This window comes from Methylovirgula sp. (genome assembly GCF_037200945.1).
Lineage (GTDB): Bacteria > Pseudomonadota > Alphaproteobacteria > Rhizobiales > Beijerinckiaceae > Methylovirgula.
Genome location: NZ_JBBCGP010000001.1, coordinates 2,887,997 through 2,907,883, shown reverse-complemented (window position 1 = coordinate 2,907,883; position 19,887 = coordinate 2,887,997). Strand labels below are relative to the sequence as shown.

The following is a 19,887-nucleotide window of genomic DNA, read 5'->3' as shown; positions in this document are numbered from 1 at the left end:
GCCCGCGTCGGGGAGTTTAAGTCTTCCGGTGCTTGGTGCGAAAATCTTTCGCCCAAGATGGTTTCTCGACCTGGCGAGACCGGGCCAGCGCCAGCGCATCCGGCGCGACATCGTCCGTGATGACCGATCCCGTCCCAATATAGGCGCCGTCGCCGATTTTCACCGGCGCCACCAGCGCCGAATTGACGCCAACGAAGACGCCCGCGCCGACTTCCGTGCGGAATTTGCCGAAGCCATCGTAATTGCAGGTGATGACGCCGGCGCCGATATTCGTCTTCGCGCCAATCGTCGCATCGCCGATATAAGCGAGATGATTGGCCTTGACGCCCGCGCCAAGCGTCGAAGCCTTCACCTCGACGAAATTACCGACATGCACGTCTTCGGCAAGTTTTGCTCCCGGCCGCAGCCGCGCGAAAGGCCCGATAATGCTGTTTGGCCCGATCTCGGCGCCCACCAAATGCGAGAACGCGCGGATCGTGACCCCGTCACCAACCTTGACCTCTCGTCCGAAGAAAACGTCCGGTTCGACGAGCACATCCTGGCCGAACTGCGTGTCATAGGACAGCGTGACGCGTGACGGGTCGATGAAAGTGACACCGCTTTGCATCGCCCTGATCTTGAGCCGGTTCTGGAAAACCTGCTCGGCCACGGAGAGCTGCGCACGGTCATTGATCCCCAGAACCTCGTCTTCCGGCGCTTCAACGGCGATAGCGCCATGCCCGCGCTGGCGCGCTGCCGCGACAATATCGGTCAGATAATATTCGCCCTGCGCATTGCTGCAATCGATCGACTCGAGCAACGACAGCGCCGTCGCACCAGCAATCGCCATAAGTCCGGCATTGCAGAAGGTAATCTCGGCTTCCTCCGCGCGCAGGTCGCGGTCTTCGCGGATTGCAACGAGCGTCTCGCTATCCTGAATCAGACGGCCATAGCCGCGCGGATTGCTCGCCCGGAAGCCGAGGACCGCCACCGCGCGACCCTCTTCAGTGAGAGCTCCGCGAAGGCGTGCAAAAGTTTCGGGCTGCACCAGCGGCGTATCCGCGAAGGCAACGAGAATATCATCATAGCCGTGGGCAATGGCGGGCTTTGCGGCAAGCACGGCATGCGCGGTGCCGAGCGCCGGCGATTGCACGAAAACCTCGATATCGGGCGCGAGACTTCTGGCCTCTTTGACGACGGAATCGTGCCCCGGCGCGACGACGAGCGCGACACGCTCCGCGCCAGCCGCCGCCACAGTCGTGAGCACATGGGCCAGCAAAGACCGGCCGGCAAGCTCGTGCAGCACCTTCGGCCGCGCCGAGCGCATCCGCTTCCCCTCGCCCGCCGCAAGGACGATCGCAAGGCAAGTCCGCTTTTGCGCGCTCATCGGCGCCCTCGCCGCAGGCTTGGCATGGTCTGCATATGTGCCAGCTCATCTCTTTCGAATCGGACGCGCTATACAGAGACTTTACGGCAAATCCAAATTGGCCGCGTTATATCCGAATTGCCGAAGCAGCGCGGGTTCACGGATTCTTGTAAACGTCCTTGATTCTGGGCCGCTTTCGATGGGTTCTAAATGACGTTGCGCGTCCTTGCGGCGGGGCTTCCCGACCGTGTAGTAAATCATTCATCGCCCCTGCTGAAAAAGGTCCGCTTTGTTCGCCGCACTCATCATCGTCTTTCGCGAAGTCGTTGAAGCCGGTCTCGTCGTCGGCGTCGTGCTGGCCGTCACGCAGAACGTGCCCGGACGGCTGCGCTATGTCTTCGGCGGTGTCGCCGCCGGCATCGCGGGGGCCGGCATCGTCGCTCTGTTCACTGGCCTGATCGCGGAGGCGCTGGCCGGCTCCGGCCAGGAAGTGCTCAACGCCTCGGTACTCGGCATCGCTGTCGTCATGCTGACCTGGCACAATGTCTGGATGGCGCGGCATGGCCGCGAGATGACGCAGGAACTGAGCGATTTCGGCCAGCAGGTTAGCCGTGGCTCGAAGTCTCTTCTTGCTCTCGCCATCGTCGTTGCCGTTGCGGTGTTGCGCGAGGGTTCGGAGATCGTGCTATTTCTGTATGGCGTGCTGGTCTCGGGCGGCACGACCGTATTAAATGTGTTTTTCGGCGGCGTGCTTGGGCTCATCGGCGGCGCGCTCGTCGCCTATCTCACTTTCCGCGGCCTGATCACCATTCCGATGCGCCACCTCTTCCGGGTGACGACATTACTCATCTCGTTCATCGCGGCGGGCATGGCGGCCCAGGCCATCGGCTTCCTCGACCAGGCGGACATCGTCACCACGCTCGACCGCACCGTCTGGGATACGTCGTGGCTACTGGCGGACGATTCCTGGGTGGGCCGCGTCGCCCATACATTGCTCGGCTACACCGATCAGCCCACTGAATTGCAGCTTATCGTTTATGTCACGGTGCTGGCGGTGATCTTCGTGCTCATGAAGGTTTTCGCCCCGCCACGCCGGCCAATTGCCCGATTGGCCGCGAATTAATCCTTTATTTCATGGATTTGTTATCTGTGACCATTTGCGGGCCTGTGCCGACTTGCAATCCGTTTGCATCCTGCCGATATCAGGGCTAAAGAGCGGCAAGGACCGACAGATTCGCTCTCAAGAGCGGTTCCGCATTTTACCCAGGCGCCAAATTTTGCCGCTCGGTCCCTCCGGAGGGCCGGAACGCGCCTTGGTCGTTAGCGCGATGCTCACATCTCAATACAAGCTGAGCAGTCGACGCTACTTTCAGGATTAATATGACTTTTAGAGAATTAGGTCTCAGCGAGAAGGTTCTGCAAGCCGTAGAAGCTTCCGGTTACACCACCCCGACACCCATCCAGGCCCAGGCCATCCCCGAAGCGCTTGCCGGGCGAGATATCCTCGGAATAGCCCAGACGGGCACAGGCAAGACCGCCGCTTTCGTTTTGCCGATGCTGTCGCGCCTCGAACAAGGCCGCGCCCGGGCGCGAATGCCACGCACGCTCATCCTCGAACCGACGCGCGAACTCGCCGCTCAGGTCGAAGAAAGTTTCGTGCGTTACGGCATCAACCATAAGCTCAATGTTGCCCTTCTTATCGGCGGCGTCTCCTTCGGCGACCAAGAAACGAAGATCATGCGCGGCGCCGACGTGCTGATCGCGACGCCCGGCCGGCTTCTCGATTTCGCCGAGCGCGGCAAGCTTCTGCTCACCGGCATTGAAGTCCTGGTGATCGACGAAGCGGACCGGATGCTCGACATGGGTTTCATTCCCGACATCGAGCGCATCTGCAAGCTGGTGCCCTTCACCCGGCAGACGCTTTTCTTCTCGGCAACCATGCCGACCGAAATCGTCCGCCTCACCGAGGCCTTTCTGCACAATCCGATCCGCATCGAAGTTGCCCGGGCGTCTTCCACCTCCGCCACCATCGCCCAGACAGTCGTCGCCTCCCTGCCCGGTCCGGCCAAGCGCGAGACCCTGCGGCGCCTCATTCGCTCTGCCGCGGATAATTTCAAGAACGCGATCATCTTCTGCAATCGCAAGCGCGATGTCGCGATCCTGCACAAATCGCTGGAGAAGCATGGCTTCCGCGCCGGCGCCTTGCATGGCGACATGGACCAGCGCGCGCGCATGGCCTCGCTCGAAGCTTTCAAGAATGGCGATGTCGATCTCATCGTCTGCTCTGACGTCGCGGCGCGCGGCCTCGACATCCCAGACGTGAGTCACGTCTTCAATTTCGATGTGCCCGTTCATGCCGAGGATTACGTCCACCGCATTGGCCGCACCGGCCGCGCCGGCAAACTCGGTATCGCGATTTCGATCGTCACCCGCGCCGATCAAAAGCATCTGGTCGAGATCGAAAAGGTCATCGGGCGCTCGATCGATTGGCAGGACGGCGCGACCTTCGACAAGCTCAACCCGGATGACGAGATCGAGGCGGAAGCTTCAACGCCGCAACGTCGTGGCGGCCGCCATGCGAGCGGCGGACGTTCGCACGGATCGCGCGAGCACGCGCCGCGTGAACGCGGCCCCCGCGAACATGGGACGCGGGAACATACGCCACGCGAACCTGCCGCGCGCGAGCCAGCAGCCCGGGAAATTGCCCCGCGCGAACATGCGCCGCGTCAGCATACCAACAAGCCACGCGAGGCGAACGTCGCTCCCAGGAGCAACGGCAATCCGCAGAGGGCGCCGGATCGCGGTCCGCGCCCCGAGCGCAATTATCGCGACAATGGACACGATGACCGCCCGGTCGTCGGCATGGGCGACCACGTCCCAAGCTTCCTGCTGCGGCCGGTGAAGTTAAAGCCGGCCGTTGTGGAAGAAGCTGAGTAGATCAGCCTTCGCGCGAGAGGCGGATACCGACCTCTCGTTCGATGAACCGGCACTTCCGCACCAAGCGGATTGCGCGAATTAAAGGTCTTGCATCATGGCAGTGGCGCCCGCTGCCGGAGCCCGTCGATCAGAAGGGCTACCATGCGCCGCGACTGCTTGGTTATTCCCCCTTTATCATCGGATGAACACAACCGTGCAATCGCCAGCAGCAAATCTACTGGCTCCACGTCGGATCTGATCTCGCCGGTCATGGCTGCAGCCTTAAGCAAACCGTCCAAGGCCGGCGCCAGGCGATCCATAAAATAGTTTGGCAATTGTTCGTAAGCCGGATCTCCGGAATGCAGAGCCGCAGAGAACCCGCGCTTCGTAGCAACAAAATCAATGAAGCGCTTTAACCAGCGATCAAGCGCTTCGCCGGGCGCGTGTTGTGCCGACATAACGGACGCCGCATTCGCACAAGCATCGACCTCGTTACGAAACACCGCTGCGATCAAGTCCGAACGCTGGGGAAAGTGGCGGTAGACCGTCCCGATTCCGACGCCAGCCTTCTCCGCAATCATTCGAACTGGCGCATCGACGCCCGAAATCGCGAATACATCCTTGGCCGCTTCGAGCAGGGCGACGAGGCTACGTCGTGCATCTGCACGCACGGGTCCCTCACCGCTGGATTCCACCATAGCGCACCCGCCATTCCAAATTTACGTTGCTAAACGGAACTACGTTCCGTATATAAACGGATCATTGTTCCGTTTTAAATAGCACGGAACGCTGGCGTTTTCTACTTGGAAGGATCGCGGCCATGCAATACCGCCCGCTTGGGAGAACAGGCATCAAGGTGAGCCCCTACTGCTTGGGAGCTATGATGTTTGGGAAGCTGGCTAACTCTGATCATGACGAGTGCATCCGCATCATTCACAAGGCTTTGGATTCCGGAATCAATTTCGTCGACACCGCCGATCGCTACAGCGCCGGGGAGTCCGAGGAAATCGTTGGCAAAGCTCTCAAAGGGCGACGCGATCACATCGTGCTCGCGACTAAGGTGCATGGCCCCATGGGCGATGATCCGAATATGCAGGGCAACTCGCGGCGCTGGATCACCCGGGCAGTCGAGGACTCACTTCGTCGCTTGCAGACGGATTACATCGACCTCTATCAGATTCACCGCCCAGCACCGGAAACCGATATCGAGGAAACCCTTTCGGTTCTCACGGACCTCATGCGGGCGGGCAAAGTGCGGGCGATAGGCAGCTCGACCTTTCCCGTATCCGAAATCGTCGAGGCCCAATGGGTGGCCGAGCGTCGTGGCCTGAACCGTTTCCGTGTGGAACAGCCGCCATACTCGATCCTGGATCGCGGCATTGAGCGCGACATGCTTCCCACCTGCCAACGCTATGGCATGGGCGTGATCGTTTGGAGCCCGCTCGCGAAGGGGATGCTCTCAGGTCGCTATCGCAAGGGACAACCGCTGCCGGATTCGCTGCGGGTCAAATACTTCCACAAGCAAATGACCGATGAGCGCAGTCTAGACGTCGTTGAGGAACTAATCCCGCTTGCCCAAGACGCGGGATTGTCGCTGATTCACATGGCCCTCGGTTTCGTCATGGCCCACTCGATCGTCACATCAGCCATCATTGGACCCCGCACCATGCAGCATCTCGACGACCTTCTCGCCGGTGCAGAGGTTCGGCTTGGCGACGACATCTTAGACCGTATTGATCAGATCGCCGCACCTGGTGTCGACATCGGCTTGAACGAAGCGAACTACACTCCGCCCGCTATGCTTAATCCCGGCTTGCGTCGCCGCCCGATGTCGGACCGCGCGGCTTCCTGACGATTAGCCGGCGTTGGCGCGGCGAGCCTCTTCGACCTGCGCTTCGCTCGCCGGGGTGATGGCAACCGATTCACCACAACCGCAGGCACCCGTCTGGTTCGGATTGTTGAAGGTGAAACCCGAGCCGAGCTTGTCGGCCTGGAAATCCATCTGGGTGCCGAAAAGGAACATCAGCGCCTTCGGGTCGATGATGATCTTCACGCCCTTGTCCTCGATGGCCTCGTCATAGGGACCGATCTCCCGAACATAATCGAGCGTGTAGGACATGCCGGCGCAGCCGCCGTTTTTGACGCCGACGCGCAGCCCCACGGCATCGTGGCCGGCCATCAGCGTGCGGACCCGATCCGCGGCAGACTCGGTCAATGTCATGATCGGAAACTTGGCTTTCGCCATCACTGATCTCCTCAGAGCCCCAATATAGGGTCCGCGCCGCTTCGCATCAATAAAAGTCCAGCGCGATCCGCGCCTGTGTCGACATCCGGCTTTGATCCCACGGCGGATCGAACACCATATTGACCTCAACCTCCGCAACGCCGCCGACTGTACCGACAGCATCCTGGACCGACTGGATCAATTCGCCGGCAACCGGACAGCCCGGCGCCGTGAGCGTCATGTCGATCAGCACCTTGCGGCTGTCGTCGACAAGGACGACGTAAATCAGCCCAAGTTCGTAGATGTCGCACGGGATTTCCGGGTCAAAGACCGTCTTCATCGCCGCGACCGCTTCTTCCGTGAAGCGGGCACGATCCTCCGGCGAGATGCCGGGCGCGAAGAACCATTGCGGCTCGTTCGGCGAGGCGTTCTCGACGGCTTCGGGCTGCAGCGCCGGCGCTTCCTTGATCAATTCCTCAGGCAAAGAGACCCTCCGCCTTTTGCAAAGCCTCGATGAATTTATCGACTTCTTCGAACGTATTATACATGGCGAAGGAGGCGCGGCATGTCGAGGTCACGCCGAAACGGGCCAGCAATGGCTGCGCGCAATGCGTCCCGGCCCTCACCGCGACGCCTTCGCGATCGATGATCGTCGCGACATCGTGCGGATGCGCGCCCTTGAGATTGAAGGCGAGGATGGCGCCCTTGTCCTTGGCGTTGCCGAAGATCCGCACGGAATTGAGCCGCGACATGCGCTCGTGCGCATAATGGCTCAGCGCATTCTCGTGCGCGTGGATCTTCGCCCGGCCCACGTCGCGCATGTAGTCGAGTGCTGCGCCAAGACCGACCGCCTGAATGATCGGCGGCGTGCCCGCCTCGAAGCGGTGCGGCGGCTCGTTATAGGTCACGTTGTCCAGCGTGACCTCATTGATCATCTCGCCGCCGCCGAGGAAGGGCGGCAGCTTTTCCAACCATTCCGCCTTGCCATAGAGAGCGCCGACGCCGGTCGGCCCATAAAGCTTGTGGCCCGTGATCGCATAGAAATCGACATCGAGATCGCGCACGTCGACATCGAGATGCACGGCGCCCTGCGAACCATCGACGAGTACGGGGATACCGCGCGCATGGGCGATCTTCACGATCTCCTTGATAGGCGTCACCGTGCCGAGCACGTTTGAAAGATGCGTGATCGCGACGATCTTGGTCTTGTCGGTCAGCGCCTTCTCGAACGCGTCGAGCGAGAAATTGCCGTCGTCATCGACATCGACCCATTTCAGCACCGCACCCTTGCGTTCGCGCAGGAAATGCCACGGCACGATATTGGCGTGATGCTCCATCGTGGTGAGGACGATCTCGTCGCCCTCGCTGATGAACCGCTGTCCAAACGACGAGGCGACAAGGTTGATCGCCTCGGTCGCCGATTTGGTGAAGATGATTTCGTCGATAGAGCCGGCATTGAGGAAGCTGCGCACGCTCTCGCGCGCGGCCTCGTAAGCCTCGGTCGCTGCATTGGCGAGATAATGTAGGCCGCGATGGACATTGGAATATTCGTTATAAGTCGCATAGACCATGCGATCGACAACCTGCCTCGGCTTTTGCGCCGAGGCGGCATTGTCGAGATAGACGAGCGTCTTGCCGTAAGGCTTTAGCTCGAGCGCCGGAAAGTCACGGCGGATCGCGGCGACATCGAGCGGGGCGGTCACATGTTCGTTCATGCCTGCGCCCTCCCGTCGAGCCAGGCCGTCACCTCACCGCGATAGGCGGTGACAAGACTTTCGTCGCCGATCTCATCAACGAGTTCGGCCGCAAAGGCTTCGAGCAATAGAGCCTCAGCCTCCTTCCGCGGCAGGCCGCGCGATTGCAGATAGAAAAGCTGATCCTCGCTCAGGCCACCGATGGTCGCGCCATGACCGCAGGCCACGTCATCAGCGAAGATTTCAAGCTCCGGCCGGCTGTTCATCGTCGCGTCGTCGCTGAGCAGCAGCGCCTTGGCGAGCATCCGGCCATCCGTCTTCTGGGCAATGCGATCAACGACGATCTTGCCCTGGAAGACGCCGGTCGCCTCATTGTCGAGAATGTAGCGGAAGTTCTGCCGACCCTCGCAGCCAGTCGCAACATGACGCACGAACAAAGTCGTATCGGCATGTTCGCGCCCACGCAGCAGCGACACGCCACGCAGCGAAGCCTTGGCATCGGCGCCCGCAAAGAGCTTATAAATCTGCCGGCGCACAAGACCCGCGCCGGTGATCAGTGCGAAACTGTCAAATTTGGCCTTCGCGCCGAGTTTCACCATAAAAGTTTCCAGCCGCAAACTGCCCGGCTCAGTACGTGTCAGCAACTGGCTGTGGGCGACGTCGGCGTTATCGCCAACCTCAAAGATCAGCGTATTGTTGGTCTGGCCGACGCGGCCGCCCTGCCCCAGGCTCATCTCGTTGAGCCTGAATTTTGCGCCGGCGCCGACGCGCACCAGTGAGCGCGAGAAACGCGCGCCGGGCTCTGGCGCGACGGTCGCATAGACGACATGAAGCGGCGCTTCGATCTGCGCGCCTGGCGCAACATCGATCACGAGTCCGTCCTGCATCAAAGCGGCATTGAGCGAGACCATCGCATCGTCCGCCTCGGCCCATGCGGCCGCGAGGCTTTCGATCAACGATGCATCACCCTGCGCGAGTGCGGTCGCGAGCGGCACAATATTCACGCCCGCGGGCAAAGCCGTCGAGAGTTCCGGCGCAAATACGCCATCGACCAGAACGAGACGGGGAGACGGCAAGCCTGCTGCGTCGGTGGCAAGCTTGGCAATCCGCGCAGGCGTCGGCGCCGCCACCAAAGGCAACGCCTTGCGCATCAGATTGCGCAGATCCGTGTAATGCCACGCCTCGATATCACGATTGGGTAGACCAGCGCGGGCAAAAGCCTCGAAGGCGTGCGCGCGCTGTTCGGCGACAATCGCGTTGCCCGGCAGCAGCGCCTTTGCGAGACCGAAGGCCTCGGCCAATGCGTTTTCGGCTGCAGTCGACGTGGGAATGATCTGAATGCTCATGGCCTCACACCAATTCCGCTTCGTAATCCTTGTAGCCGCTCTTTTCGAGTTCGAGCGCCAGTTCCTTGCCGCCGCTGCGAACGATCCGGCCGCCGGCCATCACATGCACTTTGTCCGGCACGATATATTCGAGCAGGCGCTGATAATGCGTGATGACAAGGAAGCTACGATCCTTGGCGCGCAAAGCGTTCACGCCATCCGCGACGATCCGCAACGCATCGATGTCGAGACCAGAATCGGTTTCGTCGAGGATCGCGAAATGCGGCTCGAGAAACGCCATCTGGAAAATATCCATGCGCTTCTTCTCGCCGCCCGAGAAGCCGACATTCACCGCGCGCTTCAACAGATCGGGCTTGATGTTCAGCTTCGCCGAGGCCGCGTTCACCCGCTTGATGAAATCGGGAATCGACAGCTCCGGCTCGCCGCGCTGCCTGCGGATGGCGTTCAACGTCGCCTTCAGGAAGGTCATCGTCGTAACGCCGGGAATCTCGACCGGATATTGAAAGGCGAGGAACACGCCCTTCGCCGCGCGCTCGTCCGGCGACAGGTCGAGAATGTTCTCACCATCGAGCAGCACTTCGCCCGACGTGACTTCATAATCAGGCTTGCCGGCGATGACATAAGAGAGCGTCGATTTGCCGGAGCCGTTCGGCCCCATGATCGCCGCCACCTCACCATTGGCAACGGTGAGGTTGAAGTCTTTCAAGATTTCGCGGTCACCGATCGACACGCTCAGATTTTTGACTTCCAACATCGCTTTAATCCTTGAAACAAAGGCGCGGGTCTAGCCAACGCTGCCTTCCAGAGAAACCGCGATCAGCTTTTGGGCCTCGACGGCGAATTCCATCGGCAATTGCTGCAGCACGTCGCGGACGAAGCCGTTGACGATCAACGCCGTCGCCTCCTCGCCGCTCAATCCACGCTGCATACAATAGAAGAGCTGATCCTCGGAGATTTTCGAGGTCGTCGCTTCATGCTCGAATTGCGCCGTGCGATTATGCGCCTCAATGTAAGGCACCGTATGAGCACCGCAATCGTTACCGATGAGGAGCGAGTCGCAATTGGTGAAATTGCGCGCGCCTGTCGCCTTGCGGTGGGCTGAGACCTGACCGCGATAGGTATTCTGCGACTTGCCCGCAGCGATACCTTTCGAGATGATCCGGCTCGTCGTGTTCTTGCCGAGATGGATCATCTTGGTGCCGGAATCGACCTGCTGATAGCCGTTCGAGATCGCGATCGAATAGAACTCGCCGCGTGAATTGTCGCCACGCAGGATGCACGACGGATATTTCCAGGTGATCGCCGAGCCGGTCTCGACCTGCGTCCAGGAGATCTTCGAATTCGCACCGCGGCAATCGCCGCGCTTGGTGACGAAATTATAGACGCCGCCCTTGCCCGAGGAATCGCCCGGATACCAGTTCTGTACGGTCGAATATTTGATCTCGGCATCTTCGAGCGCGATGAGTTCCACCACCGCGGCGTGAAGCTGGTTCTCGTCGCGCTTCGGCGCCGTGCAGCCTTCGAGATAGGAGACGTAAGAGCCCTTGTCGGCGATGATCAGCGTGCGCTCGAACTGGCCGGTGTTCTTCTCGTTGATGCGGAAATAGGTCGAGAGTTCCATCGGGCAGCGAACGCCCGGCGGAATGTAAACAAACGAACCATCCGAATAGACCGCCGAGTTCAGCGTCGCGAAAAAATTGTCGGTCGGCGGCACGACAGAGCCGAGGTATTTGCGCACGAGCTCGGGATGCGTCTGCACCGCTTCCGAGATCGAGCAGAAAATCACGCCGGCCTTGGCAAGCTCTTCCTTGAACGTCGTGACGACCGAAACGGAATCAAACACCGCATCGACAGCGACGCGGCTCGGCGCCTCGCCAGCGCCTTCGACGCCGGCAAGGATGGCCCGCTCGTTCAGCGGAATGCCGAGCTTCTCATAAATCTTCAGGAGTTCCGGATCGACCTCGTCAAGCGACTTCGGCCCCGAAGCCGTCTTCGGCGCGGCGTAATAATAGAGATCCTGATAATGGATCGGCTCATAGGCGACACGCGCCCAGCGTGGCTCCTGCATCGTCAGCCACCGCCGATAGGCTTCGAGCCGCCATTCGGTCAACCATTCCGGCTCGTTCTTCTTTGCCGAAATGAAGCGGACGATATCTTCGCTTAATCCCTTCGGCGCCTTGTCCGATTCAATATCGGAAAAGAAGCCATACTTATATTCGCTCACATCGATCGATTTGACACGATCGATCGTTTCCTGCACCGCAGCCATTCTTCTCTCCTCACCCGGCGGTTTCAAGGACCGCTGGTTCAGACTTCAATCTCTATGCGGCGGGTTTCACCCGCTTTGCCCGGATCGTCTCGACCGCCTTGCTGAAAGCGGTGCGAAACATATCGACATCGTCCTCCTCGGAACTCCAGCCAAAGCTCACCCGGATCGCCCCGTCCGCCAGTGCGGACGGCACATTCATCGCCTCAAGCACATGCGAGCGCTTGACCTTACCCGAAGAACAGGCGGACCCGGAGGAGACCGCCACGCCTTCCAGATCGAGCGCCATCAACAAAACCTCGGCGCTCAAACCCGGCACCGCAAAATTCGTCGTGTTCGGCAGCCTTTGTGTGGCCGCCCCGAAAAACACTGCGTCCGGCGCGATTGCCAGAACGTCGCATTCCAACCGGTCACGCAAACCCGCCAACCGCTCTATCTCATGCGGTCCGGCTTCAGTCACGCCTGCGACAGACGCGGCAAAACCCGCAATCGCTGCGACATTCTCGGTACCGGCGCGCAACCCGCGCTCCTGGCCGCCGCCGCGAACGATTATAGAACCAATATGATGACGATCCCTTGCAAAACAAAGGGCGCCCACCCCCTGCGGGCCGCCGATTTTATGCGCCGAAAGCACCAGAACGTCAGCGCCCAGCACGGCAAAGTCACAGGCGGACTTGCCCGCCGCCTGAACCGCGTCGCAGACGAGTGCTCCACCGACGGCATGGACGCGACCGGCAGCCTCAGCGACTTGCTGTAGCACACCTGTCTCGTTATTGGCGGCCTGTAATGCGAGGAGTACCCGGGCGCCGGCATGGCGCGCCAGCGCCGCATCGAGAGCATCAAGATCAAGCATGCCCTGCTGCGTCAGCGGCAGCTTTTCCACTTTCGCGGCCGGGAAACGGTGGCCCTGAAGGATGCAGGCGTGTTCGCCGGCCGAGATCAAAAGCACGTCGAATGGCGTTTTGTTGCCGTCAAGCTCAAGCTCTGGCGTCAGGACAAGGTTGGCCGCTTCAGTCGCGCCGGAGGTAAAATAGACGTTTTTCGGCTGCGTCTTGACGAAGTGAGCGACGGCCTCGCGCGCCGCTTCCAGCTTCGCCCGCGCGGCCCGGCCTTCGCGATGGACCGAAGAAGCATTGCCCGTCTGCGTCAGCGCGGCGAGCATCGCTTCGCGCGCAGCGGGGCGCAGCGCACTCGTGGCGTTGTGGTCGAGATAGGCGCGTCGCAGCGGCACCGTTCATTCCCTCTAACGCCGGGCGAATCAAAAAAGCACACCGCCAAGCCAAAATAATTGCAATTCGTACTGCTGGCCGTGTAGATGAAGCCCCTGATTTGCCGACAAAGCCGACGTGCTGGCGCTGCAAGGTGCCGAAACGGTTAGAACAGTTCTAACTCCAGATTATGTGGTCGGTGGCTCGTTCGTCAAGCAAACCCACGGAAAAGCTCAGATATGCAGGCGAGTTGCCGCACTTGGGCCTAGTCCACCAGAAGCTTTAGGAGACGGAATGCCCGAGGTTATTTTCAATGGCCCCGCCGGTCGTCTTGAGGGACGTTTTCATCCCTCGACGCAGCGCGGCGCGCCCATCGCGATCATTCTGCATCCCCACCCGCAGTTCGGCGGGACGATGAACAATCAGATCGTCTACAACCTCTATTACGCCTTCGCCGAGCGTGGCTTTTCGGTACTGCGGTTCAACTTCCGCGGCGTCGGCCGCAGCCAGGGTGCTTTCGATCACGGCCAGGGCGAGCTTTCCGACGCAGCCGCGGCGCTCGATTGGGCGCAGACGATCAATCCCGATGCGCGCGCCTGCTGGATTGCCGGCGTCTCCTTCGGCGCCTGGATCGGCATGCAGCTTCTGATGCGCCGGCCGGAGGTCGAGGGCTTCATCTCGGTCGCCCCGCCGGCAAACCGGTTCGATTTTTCCTTCCTTGCGCCCTGCCCGTCCTCAGGCCTGTTCGTTCATGGCGATCAGGATCGCGTCGCGCCGCTCAAGGAAGTTACCGGCCTCATCGAGAAGCTCAAAACACAGCGCGGCATCACGATCGAGCACGCGGTCATCCCCGGTGCCAATCATTTCTTCGAAAATTGCGTCGAGCCGTTGATCGAAGAAGTTTCGATCTATCTTGACCGACGCCTCGGCAATCCGCCGAAATTGCCGACGCCGACCCGGGCAGAGCCCGGCGACCGGCCGAGCTAGAGCATCGGACCGAAAACTGGACAGCGATTTTCGGACAAATCCAATGCGATCAAAAGATTAGATTTCGAAAATCACGATCAAGGTCGTGCCCTGCGGCGATGGCAAATGTTCGAGCTTGCCGCCGAGCTGTACGGCCATGGCCTGCATGACGAGGAACCCGCCCGTCTTTGCCGCCGCGGGGTCGAGTCCCTCTGGCAAGCCGCGGCCATTGTCTTGAACGATCAACTGACATTGATCGGCAGCGATCCGTTTCATCTCGACGGAAATGGTGCCGCCTTGATTTTCGCGAAATGCGTGTTTGAGCGCATTGCTGACGGCCTCGCCGATCAAGACAGATACGGCCATCAATTTTTCCGCGTCGGTGATATCGACATCATCAGAAACCGTACCGACGATTTCATGCGACGACACAACGGCTTCGTATTGCAGATCGGCGCATAGTAATTGCAGATATTGGCGGAAGCCCATGGCCGCAGCCGCGCGCTCACTGAGGCGGCGGCTGATACGGCTCATGTCGACGACCCTTTGACGCGCGTCGTCAAGCAAACTCGCCGCCGCCCAAGGATCCGTCTTCAGCTTCATTTTCTGCAAGGTCAGAAGGCTCGCCACGGCCTGCATGTTATTGGTCATCTGGTGGCGTAACGCTTTTATCCGACCGTCCGCTTCACGCAATTGCGTGGCAGCCACAGCATTTTGCTGCCGCAGCTCAACAATCGCGTTCCGGACAGCATCAAAAGTGAAGATGCAGATCGTCGTGACGATCGCGTAAGCCGCAAACGGCTCGGCGATCGCCCAATGGTGGACACCATCACCGCCCGGCCACGCGAAAAAGAAGACGCACAGACCTGAAAGAATCGCCGCAAGAGCGCCAGGCCCCGCGCCACCATAGAGCGCTGCAAGGCAAACGGCCGGGAAATAAAACAGCAACGGGAAAGGGTACAGCACTGTCCAGGATATATACTGGAGGCACCTGGCAACAACGACGGCCTCGAGGGCGACAAGATAAGTACGAACGGCCCAGAAACCCTTCTGGTCCGTACCAACAATAAGATCCAAAACTCGCATCTTGAGTCGCGCCCCGCCTGGCTGGCGCATAGACCTCGACGTGGCGAACGGTCATTTAACTTTGACATAATGCCCTGAACGAGAAGGGCTTGCGCCTCGCGCAATTTCGTCGCCTTGTATAAACGGCCCAAATACACCGGGCCGACGGGCGACATTATCTTTGATAACGAGTGACTAATGACGAGCGGCGGCCTGAGCCAAACTGCGATGACAACGGCGTGCGCGAATTGCCCTTTGCGGCCGTTGCCCGTTTTCGCCGGAAAGCTCATCGACGTGAGTGTGGTACAAACATTCAAAATTGGCGAACTCACCGTCGCGCCCGGCGCTTCTATATTGCTTGAACAAGCTCGCGCGAGCCATCTGTTCACCGTGCTGTCAGGCTGGGCCTTCCGCTACAAGACGCTGGAAGACGGGCGCCGGCAAATCATCAATTACGCGCTGCCCGGAGATTTTCTTGGCCTCCAGGCCGCGATGTCGGACATGATGGGCCATGGAATCGAGGCTCTGACGGATACGGTCCTCTGCGTTTTCCCGCGCGACAAACTTTGGGAATTTTTCGCCGCCGATACGCAGCTCGCCTACAACATGACATGGCTTGCAGCGAGCCAGGAGCGCTCGCTCGACGAACAGATTCTATCGCTCGGCCGCCGAAGCGCGATCGAACGCGTCGCCTACCTCTTGTGGTATCTTTTCGATAAGGCGCGTGAGCTGGGCATGACGAAACGCAACCGGCTCGTCATGCCCATGCGGCAGAGCCATCTTGCCGATACGCTTGGTCTTTCGGTCGTCCACACCAACAAGACATTGCAGAAGCTGCGCAAGGCGGGTTCGATCGAACTTGACGACCGAACCCTCCGGATTGTCGATGAGCAGGCGTTGAAGACATTGGCCCGCGTGGATGAAGTCCAGAATCCCCCGCGCCCGCTGATCTGAGCGCAGATCAGACTTCCGGCACCGGAATATCGAACGTGTTGAGCGTGATCGAGACGAGTGCATAGAGGCCGACAAGATACGAGAGTTCTGCCGCGCCATGCGGCGTAAAGATCTTCTGCGCCGTGTGGTAGGTCAGCTCCGGCAATGTGCCGCCATTGACGAGGGCGCTGGCGAAATCATAGGCGACCCCTTCCTCGCGAGTCAGATCGACCGGGCGTTGGCCGGCGACGATCGTCGAGATTTTCTCGTCTGAAAGCCCGCGCATCTCGCCAACGAGCACATGCGCATAGAGTTCGTAGGCCGATTTGAAATGCGCGCCGGTAACAAGAATGGCGACCTCACGGACATTGCGCGGCAGCACCGGCTTGTCGGCCAGAGCACGGACGAGGTCCCAGCTCGCCTTGCCGAATCCCGGCTCGGCAAGCCACGCCGTCCACGGCCCGATGAGCGCGCCATCTTCGCGAATGGCGGTGAAGCCCTTAAAATTCTTCTCGATACCTTCCTTCATGTCGTCGTAGAGCGGGCGTTGCTCGGCGCTCAGGTCGGCAGGCGGGATGGGCGTCAGGCGTGGCATGGCAGTCCCTCGCATCAGATCGTGGCCGGATATGGCCGAAGCCAATGTGGGCGCGGATCGTATTATTTGTGTGGCGGCGGTTCATGCCTCCCAGCCGAAAGGTGCCAATTCTGCGTGAACCACTACGCTATGAGAAGACGGCCGCCCTCGAGCGGCTGCGCCACGCCCGTGGTCGTCGGAAAGGTAATCGGCAGGTTCTTGAGCCGCCGCACGGCAAGATAGGCAAAGGCCTGCGCCTCCATTGCATCGGCTGACCAGCCGAGCCTGTCGGCGGTGACGAGGCCGCAGGGCAGAAGCTGCATCAACTGCCAACGCAACGTGAGGTTATGCACGCCGCCGCCGCTCAGCACGACAAGTTTGGGCTCTTTCGGCAAAAGGTCGATGCCGCGCACGATACTATGCGCGGTCAGCGCCGTCAGCGTTGCAACCGCATCCGGCAATGGCAAATTCGCGACGCGGCTGCTTGAGAAGGCATTGCGATCGAGCGACTTCGGCGGCGGCAGCGCAAAATACGGATGGGCCAACATTTCGGCCAAAGCGGTGAAATCGATCTTGCCCTCGGCGGCCGTTGTTCCGCCGATATCCATCTTCTCGCCGGCGCGCGAAAACATCATGTCGTCGATCAGCGCGTTGCCTGGCCCTGTATCGAAAGCGATCGGCGGCCCGTCGTCGACATAGGTGAGGTTGGCAACGCCGCCGACGTTGACCACGACGACCGCCTCATCGAACCCCGCCGCCTTGACGAGCGCGCTGTGGTAGATCGGCACTAGCGGCGCGCCCTGCCCGCCGGCTGCGACATCGGCAGCGCGGAAATCGAAGGCCACAGGCCGGCCCGTCTCACGCGCCAGCGCCGCCCCGTCGCCAATCTGCACGGTGAAATGCGCGTCCGGACGGTGAATCACGGTCTGGCCGTGAAACCCGATGACATCTATCGAAGCGGGATCAATGCTTTCCGCCGCGAGAAAATCGCGAACCGCTTCGGCGTGGCGCAGGGTGACGCGTGCCTCAGCTTCGCTCAGCACACCGGGACGCGCGGCGCGCGTGGCGGGATCGGCCGGCAAACCCTCCGCGGCCGCCAAAGCCGCCCGCAAGAGCGCGCGATCATCATCGCTATAGGCGAAGGAGCGGGCTGGTCCCGGCATCACGTCCGCAGCCCCATCAGTCGCGATCACCGCAACGTCGATCCCATCGAGCGAGGTGCCGCTCATCAGACCAAGCGCGCGGATCATTGTGTTCCCCCGAAACTTCATAAGACCCATTATGACAATCCACCGTAAAAAAAGCGATTGCTACGACGCGACCCTCAAAATACTTGCACCGGCCCGGCGATTCCCCAGTATCCAATGAATGAAGAAAGAACTGAGCCTCGTTTCCTTCGTCGGGCAGAAGGGCGGCGTCGGCAAGAGCAGCTTGGCGCGGCTTCTCAGCGTTGCGGCGGCGCGCGCCGGGCAGAAGGTTTTGCTCGCCGACTTCGACCTCGAGCAATTGACCTGCGTCGAATGGAATGCCACGCGGCTGCGCCGCAACGTCGAGCCCGAGCTCGATGTGCGCTCCTTCAAGAGCCTGAAAAAGCTGCGCAAGACCGAAGAGAATTTCGATCTCATTGTCGCTGACACCCGCGGCCTCGCCGACGACCTGACGAAGGAGGTTGCGGAGGAAAGCTCCGTCGTCTTCCTGCCCACCGGCACATCGGAGGACGACCTGCGTCCAACCCTGGGCCTCGCCCGCCGCCTGGCGCGCCAGGGCGCCGACGGCAAAATCGCGCTGATCCTGTCCAAAACCGGCCGTTCCGAGCGCCAGATCGCGCAGGCGCAGCAGAGAATCGAGACGGAGGGGTTTGCCCTTCTGCCGGCCGCCTGGGGCCTGCGCGACGGTCTTCAGTCGGAGTTCGATCACGGCGGCACCGGCCTCGAAGCCTCGAACCATTATTTGCGCGAGATCGCCGAGGGCACGAGCGCCGCCATGCTGACGCGGGTCTTCGGCTAGCGCGACGCTCTTGACCCGGCGGCAGCGCGGATTAGGGTCCGCGCGCTTTCTCAATTGCGCAGGGTTCCGTGTCCGAAGCTTTCCGTCCGACATCCGATTTTCTATCCGTTCTCTCCGAGCGCGGCTTTCTGCATCAGTGCTCCGATCTTGCCGGCCTCGACGAAAAGGCCAAAAGCGGCGATCTGGTCGCCTATATCGGCTTCGATTGCACCGCGGCCTCGCTACATGTCGGCTCGCTCGTCCAGATTATGATGCTGCGCTGGCTGCAGAAGACCGGCGGCAAACCGATCGCACTGATGGGTGGCGGCACGACGCGCGTCGGCGATCCTTCGGGCAAGGACGAAAGCCGCAAGCTTCTGACCGAAGAGACGATCGAAGCCAACAAGGCTGGCATTAAACAAGTTTTCGCTAAATTTCTGACCTTCGGCGCTGAGAAGCACGACGCCATCATGGCCGACAATGCCGACTGGCTGCTCGGCCTCAACTACGTGAATTTTCTTCGCGACGTGGGTCGCCACTTTTCCGTCAACCGTATGCTGGCGATGGACTCCGTCAAGTTGCGGCTCGAGCGCGAACACGAACTCTCGTTCCTCGAATTTAATTACATGTGCCTGCAGGCCTACGATTTCGTCGAATTGAATCGACGCCACAACGTGACGCTGCAAATGGGCGGCTCAGACCAATGGGGCAATATCGTCACCGGTATCGATCTCGGCCGGCGGCTCGGCACGCCGCAGCTCTACGCGCTGACATCGCCGCTGCTCGCCACTGCCTCCGGCGCCAAGATGGGCAAGACGGCGCAGGGCGCAGTGTGGCTCGATGCAAATATACTTTCGATCTACGATTATTGGCAATATTGGCGCAATTGCGAGGATGGTGACGTCGCGCGCTTCCTGAAACTGTTCACCGAATTGCCGCTGAGCGAAATTGCGCGGCTTGCCGCGTTGCGCGATGCCGACATCAACGAAGCGAAGAAAATTCTCGCGACGGAAGCGACGGCGATGGTGCATGGCCGTGCGCCAGCGGAACAGGCCGCCGAAACTGCGCGCCAGACCTTCGAAGACGGCCTTGCCGCCGCCAGTCTGCCGAGCGTCGATGTCGCCCGCGAAGAACTCGAAACCGGACTCGGCGTGCTGTCGGCTTTCGTCAAAGCCGGTCTTGTCGCCTCAACCGGCGAGGCGCGTCGGCAGGTCAAAGGTGGCGGGCTGAAAATCAACGATGCGACGGTGACTGACGAGCGCGCGACGCTCAATTCCGACGACTTGATCGACGGCGCCATCAAACTTTCGCTCGGCAAGAAGAAACATGTGTTGCTGAAGCCGGACGCATAAACACGCCGCCCG

Annotated in this window: 19 protein-coding genes; 7 read left to right on the top strand and 12 right to left on the bottom strand. The window is 60.6% G+C overall.

The window, feature by feature from the left end; translation table 11 throughout:
- Nucleotides 1-16 precede the first annotated feature (16 nt).
- Nucleotides 17-1,366 carry a bifunctional UDP-N-acetylglucosamine diphosphorylase/glucosamine-1-phosphate N-acetyltransferase GlmU gene (gene glmU / locus WDN02_RS14110; protein WP_337294097.1) on the bottom strand — a complete coding sequence of 450 codons (1,350 nt, stop codon included), beginning with the start codon at nucleotides 1,364-1,366 and terminating at the stop codon, nucleotides 17-19.
- Nucleotides 1,367-1,634: 268 nt separating this feature from the next.
- Here glmU and WDN02_RS14105 point away from each other — a divergent pair, with 268 nt between their 5' ends.
- Complete coding sequence (locus WDN02_RS14105) at nucleotides 1,635-2,468, top strand: FTR1 family protein (RefSeq protein WP_337294096.1); 834 nt, start codon at nucleotides 1,635-1,637, stop codon at nucleotides 2,466-2,468.
- Nucleotides 2,469-2,725: 257 nt separating this feature from the next.
- Nucleotides 2,726-4,282 (top strand): DEAD/DEAH box helicase, encoded by a 1,557-nt coding sequence (locus WDN02_RS14100; protein WP_337294095.1) that lies wholly within the window; start codon nucleotides 2,726-2,728, stop codon nucleotides 4,280-4,282.
- A gap of 92 nt (nucleotides 4,283-4,374) precedes the next feature.
- On the opposite strand, the gene WDN02_RS14095 is transcribed toward WDN02_RS14100, so the two are convergent.
- On the bottom strand, nucleotides 4,375-4,959 hold the full coding sequence (locus tag WDN02_RS14095) for a TetR/AcrR family transcriptional regulator (RefSeq protein ID WP_337294094.1): 585 nt from the start codon (nucleotides 4,957-4,959) through the stop codon (nucleotides 4,375-4,377).
- A gap of 122 nt (nucleotides 4,960-5,081) precedes the next feature.
- Here WDN02_RS14095 and WDN02_RS14090 point away from each other — a divergent pair, with 122 nt between their 5' ends.
- A complete protein-coding gene (locus WDN02_RS14090; protein ID WP_337294093.1) occupies nucleotides 5,082-6,113 on the top strand; it encodes an aldo/keto reductase in 1,032 nt (343 codons plus the stop codon).
- Nucleotides 6,114-6,116: 3 nt separating this feature from the next.
- Here WDN02_RS14090 and WDN02_RS14085 read toward each other — a convergent pair whose 3' ends face one another.
- From WDN02_RS14085 to WDN02_RS14055, 7 genes are read right to left on the bottom strand one after another with little or no spacing between them, the layout of a single operon-like run.
- Nucleotides 6,117-6,506 carry an iron-sulfur cluster assembly accessory protein gene (locus tag WDN02_RS14085; RefSeq protein WP_337294092.1) on the bottom strand — a complete coding sequence of 130 codons (390 nt, stop codon included), beginning with the start codon at nucleotides 6,504-6,506 and terminating at the stop codon, nucleotides 6,117-6,119.
- 46 nt (nucleotides 6,507-6,552) lie between these two features.
- The gene (locus tag WDN02_RS14080) at nucleotides 6,553-6,969 is read right to left on the bottom strand and encodes an iron-sulfur cluster assembly protein (RefSeq protein ID WP_337294091.1); all 417 of its coding nucleotides are present in this window, start codon (nucleotides 6,967-6,969) and stop codon (nucleotides 6,553-6,555) included.
- Nucleotides 6,962-8,200: a cysteine desulfurase gene (locus WDN02_RS14075; protein ID WP_337294090.1), complete on the bottom strand. Its 1,239-nt coding sequence runs from the start codon at nucleotides 8,198-8,200 to the stop codon at nucleotides 6,962-6,964. Before WDN02_RS14075 ends, WDN02_RS14080 begins: the two co-directional genes overlap by 8 nt.
- Nucleotides 8,197-9,525, bottom strand: coding sequence for a Fe-S cluster assembly protein SufD (gene sufD, locus WDN02_RS14070; RefSeq protein WP_337294089.1), 1,329 nt, complete (start codon nucleotides 9,523-9,525; stop codon nucleotides 8,197-8,199). The genes WDN02_RS14075 and sufD overlap by 4 nt, the downstream gene beginning before the upstream one ends.
- Nucleotides 9,526-9,529: 4 nt before the next feature.
- Nucleotides 9,530-10,279, bottom strand: a complete 750-nt coding sequence (sufC, locus tag WDN02_RS14065) for a Fe-S cluster assembly ATPase SufC (RefSeq protein WP_337294088.1) — start codon at nucleotides 10,277-10,279, stop codon at nucleotides 9,530-9,532.
- Nucleotides 10,280-10,309: 30 nt separating this feature from the next.
- Nucleotides 10,310-11,794, bottom strand: a complete 1,485-nt coding sequence (gene sufB, locus WDN02_RS14060; RefSeq protein WP_337294087.1) for a Fe-S cluster assembly protein SufB — start codon at nucleotides 11,792-11,794, stop codon at nucleotides 10,310-10,312.
- A 52-nt stretch (nucleotides 11,795-11,846) separates the two neighbouring features.
- Complete coding sequence (locus WDN02_RS14055; protein WP_337294086.1) at nucleotides 11,847-13,022, bottom strand: cysteine desulfurase family protein; 1,176 nt, start codon at nucleotides 13,020-13,022, stop codon at nucleotides 11,847-11,849.
- Nucleotides 13,023-13,293: 271 nt separating this feature from the next.
- Here WDN02_RS14055 and WDN02_RS14050 point away from each other — a divergent pair, with 271 nt between their 5' ends.
- On the top strand, nucleotides 13,294-13,986 hold the full coding sequence (locus WDN02_RS14050; RefSeq protein WP_297295769.1) for an alpha/beta hydrolase: 693 nt from the start codon (nucleotides 13,294-13,296) through the stop codon (nucleotides 13,984-13,986).
- 57 nt (nucleotides 13,987-14,043) lie between these two features.
- Here WDN02_RS14050 and WDN02_RS14045 read toward each other — a convergent pair whose 3' ends face one another.
- Complete coding sequence (locus WDN02_RS14045; protein ID WP_337294085.1) at nucleotides 14,044-15,042, bottom strand: sensor histidine kinase; 999 nt, start codon at nucleotides 15,040-15,042, stop codon at nucleotides 14,044-14,046.
- Nucleotides 15,043-15,285: 243 nt separating this feature from the next.
- Between WDN02_RS14045 and WDN02_RS14040 the strand changes: the two genes are divergently transcribed.
- Nucleotides 15,286-15,984: a Crp/Fnr family transcriptional regulator gene (locus tag WDN02_RS14040; protein WP_337294084.1), complete on the top strand. Its 699-nt coding sequence runs from the start codon at nucleotides 15,286-15,288 to the stop codon at nucleotides 15,982-15,984.
- Between the two features lie 7 nt (nucleotides 15,985-15,991).
- Here WDN02_RS14040 and WDN02_RS14035 read toward each other — a convergent pair whose 3' ends face one another.
- A complete protein-coding gene (locus WDN02_RS14035; protein WP_337294083.1) occupies nucleotides 15,992-16,558 on the bottom strand; it encodes a carboxymuconolactone decarboxylase family protein in 567 nt (188 codons plus the stop codon).
- Nucleotides 16,559-16,680: 122 nt separating this feature from the next.
- A complete protein-coding gene (locus tag WDN02_RS14030; RefSeq protein WP_337294082.1) occupies nucleotides 16,681-17,787 on the bottom strand; it encodes an anhydro-N-acetylmuramic acid kinase in 1,107 nt (368 codons plus the stop codon).
- Nucleotides 17,788-17,905: 118 nt separating this feature from the next.
- Between WDN02_RS14030 and WDN02_RS14025 the strand changes: the two genes are divergently transcribed.
- Nucleotides 17,906-18,544 carry a ParA family protein gene (locus tag WDN02_RS14025; protein ID WP_337294081.1) on the top strand — a complete coding sequence of 213 codons (639 nt, stop codon included), beginning with the start codon at nucleotides 17,906-17,908 and terminating at the stop codon, nucleotides 18,542-18,544.
- Between the two features lie 68 nt (nucleotides 18,545-18,612).
- Nucleotides 18,613-19,875 carry a tyrosine--tRNA ligase gene (tyrS, locus tag WDN02_RS14020; protein WP_337294080.1) on the top strand — a complete coding sequence of 421 codons (1,263 nt, stop codon included), beginning with the start codon at nucleotides 18,613-18,615 and terminating at the stop codon, nucleotides 19,873-19,875.
- Nucleotides 19,876-19,887 lie beyond the last annotated feature (12 nt).